General features: G+C 42.6%; 4 protein-coding genes and 2 pseudogenes. 1 reads left to right on the plus strand and 5 read right to left on the minus strand.

The window, feature by feature from the left end:
• Nucleotides 1-254 precede the first annotated feature (254 nt).
• Nucleotides 255-1,403: pseudogene (locus ACYQ2N_RS04405) on the minus strand (IS3 family transposase).
• 68 nt (nt 1,404-1,471) lie between these two features.
• Here ACYQ2N_RS04405 and ACYQ2N_RS04410 point away from each other — a divergent pair.
• A pseudogene (locus tag ACYQ2N_RS04410) lies at nt 1,472-1,846 on the plus strand (tyrosine-type recombinase/integrase); the annotation flags it as partial.
• A gap of 46 nt (nt 1,847-1,892) precedes the next feature.
• Here the strand turns inward: ACYQ2N_RS04410 and ACYQ2N_RS04415 are convergent.
• From ACYQ2N_RS04415 to ACYQ2N_RS04430, 4 genes are all read right to left on the minus strand, one after another.
• On the minus strand, nt 1,893-2,915 hold the full coding sequence (locus ACYQ2N_RS04415; RefSeq protein WP_459997746.1) for a tyrosine-type recombinase/integrase: 1,023 nt from the start codon (nt 2,913-2,915) through the stop codon (nt 1,893-1,895).
• 329 nt (nt 2,916-3,244) lie between these two features.
• A complete protein-coding gene (locus ACYQ2N_RS04420) occupies nt 3,245-4,294 on the minus strand; it encodes a tyrosine-type recombinase/integrase (protein ID WP_459997748.1) in 1,050 nt (349 codons plus the stop codon).
• Nucleotides 4,275-5,246 carry a tyrosine-type recombinase/integrase gene (locus ACYQ2N_RS04425; RefSeq protein WP_459997749.1) on the minus strand — a complete coding sequence of 324 codons (972 nt, stop codon included), beginning with the start codon at nt 5,244-5,246 and terminating at the stop codon, nt 4,275-4,277. Before ACYQ2N_RS04425 ends, ACYQ2N_RS04420 begins: the two co-directional genes overlap by 20 nt.
• Nucleotides 5,239-6,299: tyrosine-type recombinase/integrase (locus ACYQ2N_RS04430; protein WP_459997751.1), on the minus strand; the 1,061-nt coding region annotated here is incomplete at its 5' end. The genes ACYQ2N_RS04430 and ACYQ2N_RS04425, both read right to left, overlap by 8 nt.

Here is a 6,299-nt window from a genome sequence, read left to right on the forward strand (position 1 = left end):
TTCCTAGAATTACGATATCATTTAAATCTGAAGTTGAGTTAATGCCCCCGGCGGCCTTGACATCCACCCCACACGTGGTATGTATCAGGCACCGACGGGGTGGCTCCAGGAAACATGTAATCTATTTGATTCCCTGTCGGAACTAATAGTTTACCACGTGTGAGGCCCCGTCTGACCAAGGCTACCCTTCGGCGCCTTACAACCTCTGGAGTACACCAAGAAACATATTGTAAATACAAACCCGGGCAATTTTATTAAGCTGCCTTTCGCTTACGATACTTCTGCTCATACTCCATCGGTGACATGTTCCCAAGTGAAGAATGCAGTCGTTTGCAGTTGTAGAACGTCTCTATATATTCGATGATGAATAGTTTGGCCGCTTCCCGTGTCTTGAATCTTCTGCCGTACATCTTTTTTCAGTGTTGAAAAAAATGACTCCATACAGGCATTATCATAACAGTTTCCGCTTCTGCTCATGCTTTGAATGATTGCATGCTTTCGTAATGCATCTTGATAATCGTAGGCTGCGTATTGAGAACCTCTGTCCGAATGAAAGATTAAACCCCTTTTTGGCCGTTCCAATCCAACCGCCTGTTCAAGAGCAGCTATGGTCAATTCCTTGGTGATTCGGCTACCAAAAGCCCAACCGACTGCTTTTCGATGAAATAAGTCTTCGATTCATGCCATATACAACCAACCTTCATCTGTTGCAATATAGGTCAAATCGCCCACCCATTTTTCGTTGGGCTTTTCAGTTCTAAAGTTTTGATTTAGCAGGTTGGGGGCAACGGGATAGCTGTGCTTTGAATTAGTGGTTGCTTTGTATTTCCTCCTGAGACGGCTGAATATACCATTTTCTCTCATCAGTTTGGCGACTTTATTTTTTCCAAAGGTTAAGCCATCCTTATCGAGTTGGGCTTTTATTCTACGTATTCCATAGGTTTCATAGGATTCTTGGTGGATTCTCCTGATTTCCTTTATGAGTTTAGTGTCATTCTTTTTATGTTTGCTTTCAGGCCTATTGAGCCAGTCATAATATGAGCTCCTTTTTATATTGAAAACTTGGCACATCTTCTCTACGCGAAACTTGGAGCTATTTTCCTTGATGAATTGGTATTTTATTTCGCGTCCCTGCTGAAGATGCGCATAGCCTTTTTTAGGATTGCATTTTCCTCTTCAAGGTCACGAATCTTTTTTTGCATATCCTTTAATTCTTTATCTTCAGGCCTTAGGTTCCCTTTGCCTGGAAAAGCATCATTGCCATATTCGCCGTATAGTTTAATCCACCGGCGAAATGAAGTGGGGGTAACCCCAATATCATTCGCGACCTCACTTACTTTTTTACCGCGCTCGGTAACCAGTTTTACCATTTCTTTTTTGTATTCTGGTTTTTTGTCTCCCATTACTGAACATCTCCCTATGATTTTTATTATAGCAACTTTCTAGATGTCCAGCGAATCGGGTACAGGTCAAACATAAGGCCATACTGATGGTGGTATATAGCGCCGGTTTGCGTGTAAGTGAAGCCGCAGCGCTCAAAATACAGCATATCGATTCAAAAACCATGCGTGTGTTTGTAGACTGCGGGAAAGGAGGAAAGGATCGCTACACCCTGCTTTCGGAAGCTTGCCTTTGTGTTTTGCGCGAATATTGGAAGACGTACCGCCCGAAACATACCGAAGGCTGGCTTTTTCTTGGTACGTACAATGTATCACATATTACCTCCAGAGACATCGCGTTTGCTTTTGATGAAGCGTTGAAAAGAACCAATATTACAAAAAACGTATCCATCCATACGCTGCGGCATTATGTAGAGCCTCAGATTATGGGGAGTATAACACAATAATCTTCTAAATCAGCTTAATTTATGTGAAAACACTCCCCATAATCTTTTACTCACAAAGTGAATTTAACCATCTCATTAAGTTACCGTCTTCTTCCCAGTTTGGCAGTCCGTCAGGCACTAAATCCGGATATGCATTTTTAATAGCTTTGCGTTTCATCTCGCTGTCTGCCCGGGCATATATTTCTGTTGTTGAACAATCACTATGACCAAGGAAATCCCGGATATATATTAAGTTAACTCCTGATTGAAGCAAATGCATGCTTTTGCTATGCCGAAATATATGGGGTGTGACTGGGAATCGAATAATAAAGTCACTACTTTTTTTTGCTTCTTTTACGTATTTATTGATGATATAAGATATTCCCCAACGAGATAATTTCTGGCGCTTCTGGTTAACAAATAAGAAATTTTCAACATCTGCCATACCTGAGCAGCTTTTTCGAGTATCCAGATAGGAACTAAGCAGTGTTTTGGTGTTACTCATAATTGGAACCTGACGAGTCTTGCTTCCCTTTCCATGCAGAGTGATGACTGCAGGGTCCATAAGGCGGACATCTTTAACTTTTAGATTGATGAGTTCGTCAACTCGTGCCGCTGTATCATAGAGCACAGACAAAAGAACCAAATCGCGGAATCCATCCTTTGTGGAACTATCCGGCTGGGATAGGACAATCCGCATCTCATCGCCAGTTAGATAGGATACCAAGGGCTTTGGGCTTTTCTTGTTTGGAATCACTAGTATCTTTTGGGTTTCATGGAGGTTTTCCGGAAATTCTTTCTGGGTATATCGGCAGAAGGAATGAATAACGGCCAATCGATGATTTCTGGTAGGGATAGAACAGCCTCGCTCTGTCTCAATCCATTCTAAGAAGCCCAGTACAAGTTCCTTAGTAAGCTGGGCCATCGTAATTCTCTCAGGAGCTAGTCCTTTGCAGGTTTCACAGTAGGTGAGGAACAGCTTGAATGTATCTCTGTAGGCAGCAATCGTATGGGGGCTCACATTTTTCTGACCGGGAAGGTACTGAGAGAGGAAACCGGTAAGGTATCTCGGGAAGTCTCTTTCCCTCATAATAGCCGTCCCCCGTTCGGAATAACATATCCAAATTCCGCTTCCGTTCGGCTGATCAGATCGGGATACAAGTCTGCTGTAAGCCTCAGATAATATTGGGTTCCCCGAAAATCGGTATGTCCCATATAGGCTGCTAGATAGGGAAGGACCGTCATAAGTTCCGCACCGGAAAGCACCCATTTTTTCAGACAACAGACAGCGAAGGTATGGCGAAGGAAATCAAAACGTTTGGATTTCCTTCGTTATCCAAACTTAAATAAAATCCAAACCTTTTTCAAATATGCCTGATATTTAAGGATTTTTATGAAAAAAGGTTTGGATATTTTTCTTTACTTTTTCATTAACTTAACACCACAGAATTCTGCCAGTCCACCTTTTACATTTTTCCATTTCTTTGATACCTTTTTGTCGTTCTCATCTTCAAGTGTTGCAAGGGCTTTTAATTCTTGCTCTAAGGTAATGTCAATATATACCATTGTTGTCTGGAGCTGTTCATGTCCTAACAGAAAGGAAATCTGTACGATATTCATGCCGTCATCCAACCAGTGGGAGGCCTTGGCATGCCTCAGCTGATGAGCATGAAGATCCAGTGGTACTTCATTACACATTTCATGTGCTACTCTGGCATGTTTTTTCAGTTGCTTGTTTACTGCAGTCTGACTCATTTTCCCATGTGACCCAGTATTCCTTGAATAAAAAACATAAGCTTCTGGATGCGGATTATCACCATGGAATTCTTTCAGATATTTCTTTAAATGTGCAACTGCCTTAGGTAGAAGATACAGGGTCCTGATTTTGCTTCCCTTACCAATGATGGTGACATTCGGTTTTTCCGCATCCAAATGCAGCTGTCCTGTTTTTAAAGACAGGATTTCATCAATTCTGGCGGCAGTGCTGTATATGATAATCATAAGTGCCAGATCCCTTCGCCCTGCTTTTGTAGATAAATCCGGAACTGATAACAATACCTGTACTGCTTTTTTGCTCATCCCTTTTACTTTTTGGCGTAATTCCTTTTTCCGTGGAATTCTTGTTGCATCCTCAGAAAGGTACAACAGGGAGATTTCTCTACTCCCCAGGTATTTTAGGAACGTCCTTAAGGATGCCAGCCGGTTATTACAGGTTTCTGGGCTGCAGCCACGCTGTTCCATTAGCCATTGCAGCCATTCCTCGATTATTGTCCTGCTGAAACATCCACCACACAGGCTTTCTGCACGGATTCCTTTTTCTGTCTCCAGAAAACCGATGTATAATGCCAGCGCATACTGATAGGATTTCAATGTTTGGCTGCTGCGGCTCTTCTGGGAAGGGACATATTCACTCAAAAAGGCATTGATATGGCGTGCGATTATGACGGATTCATTCGTCGCTTTCTTCATAATCCACCTCCGGCACAATGCTTTCGAAATCCATTCCTGTTTTTTCTTCCAGAATGTCAGCCAGTCCTGGGACAAGGGAATAGTAATACTTTGTGCTTTCCAGTGTGCTGTGTCCCATGCTTTTGCTGAGATAAAGCAGCTTTGCGTCAAATCCAAAGCCTTCATCTGTCCAGTGGTTAATGTTTTCTATGGCATAATGGTGTCTGAGCTCATATGCAGTAGCATGAGAGCTGTTATATTTATTCCACAATTCCCGGAAATTTGTCTGTATCCATTTCCTTTTATGGAAAGAGTTTCTCCTTGCAGGAAAAAAATAAGCCCTGTGAGGGTACTGCTTCCGTATTGCTGCATCATATTTTTTCAAAAGTTCAAGCATGGAATCGTGCAGCACTACATAATGCTGGTCATGCCCTTTGGAATAATGGATGTCCAGAATCCCATGGCACAAGTCGACATCCTCAACCCTCAGCATTCTTGCCTCATTGGTTCGTATTCCACTACTGTAAAGAAGACGGAAGAATACAGGAATGGTTATCTTCCTGTAAAGCTGTTCGGGAGTGCGCGATACGGAAGGCAGACTGTCACAAGCACGGAAAAAATTTTCCAGTTCAGCATCTGTAAAAGAATGGGGAATATACGTGAGTCGCTCTTTCCTTGGAATATCAGGCTCCATAACGTCTGTTTTTCCGCGCTTTCTCAAATATTGTATAAAACTGGCAACAACATAGGTTCTTGATCTGCATGAATTGTTGGTTTCCGTGTCGCGTTTATGGCACCATCCATCCACCATTCCCTGGGACAGAAGAGCAGCTTCCGGATACTGTTTCTTGCAGTACCGGTCAAACAGGAAGAGGTTTGGTTCATAAGAAGCTTCATTCCAATGTCCGGATGCTTTCTGGTAGGAAACATATGCCTGCATGAGCGGTGCAAGAAAAGAAGTGAACTTATTCATGAGAGAACACCTCCTCTGACACAGGAAAATGCTCTATGTTGATAGAGCATTCCTTCAGATGCAGAAAATCTGCACTTAGATATGCCTCAAGGGAATCTGGCGAAGTGTGACCAAGTGTCCTGCTGATGACAGGCTGAGGGACTCCGTTTCCCAAAAGGGCTGTAGCAAGGTGATGGCGGAAGATATGGAATCCTTTCCGGTCGCCTTTGGACTGACGGATGCCTGCAGCTATCATGATCCGGACTGCCACGTTGCCAATGCTTCTGCTTTTCAATCTATCGTATGGTTTATTTTGTGAAACAAAAAGATACCTGCTTTCTGTGTGGGGACGCTCAGAAGTCAGATAGTCATAAATGGCATTACCGACAACTGCTGTTAAAGGAAGTTCAAGAGGAAACTCCGTTTTCTGCTGTCTGATATAGATTAAATCCCTGCCCCAGTCAATGGAGTCAAGTGTCATTCCTGCAATATCGCAGCCACGCAGTCCTGTGTAAAGTGCAAGCATCCCGATAGCTTTATCACAGAGCGTAAGGAGATTTTCACCATTAGCTAGTGCTTCCTTAACCTTCTGGATTTCTTCTGATGTTAGATACTGTATATTTTTTCTAGTTTCCCTTAAGGCAGGAAGAAAAGCCAAAATCCGATGACAAGCTTCTGGATAATAGGGGATACACGCCTTCAATACGGCAGTAATGTTTTTCTTGTAAGAACAGCTCCTTAGCAGTGTTTCATCAGGAGACATAAATATGGAAAGCACGGCTTCTTCTGTAATTTTAACCAGGCTATCTATTCCTTTTTGCTGGAGGGATAAGAAAAATGTGGATGTATTATGAGATTCTGTATAAATGGTGGTAACTTTCTTGCCACGTTTCTTTTCTGCTTCACAGTAATAGTCAATGACTGATTTGAACTCTGGTGACAACAACGGATAAGCACCTCTTTTGAAAAGCTCATGTCTGCGTCTACCATCTGGGAATCTGCTATGGACATCAAACTGTTCAATGGCTCCTATGATAGTCCGCTTATCACGGAGATAATCAGGAGAATGAGATG

This window comes from Paradesulfitobacterium aromaticivorans (assembly GCF_054657415.1).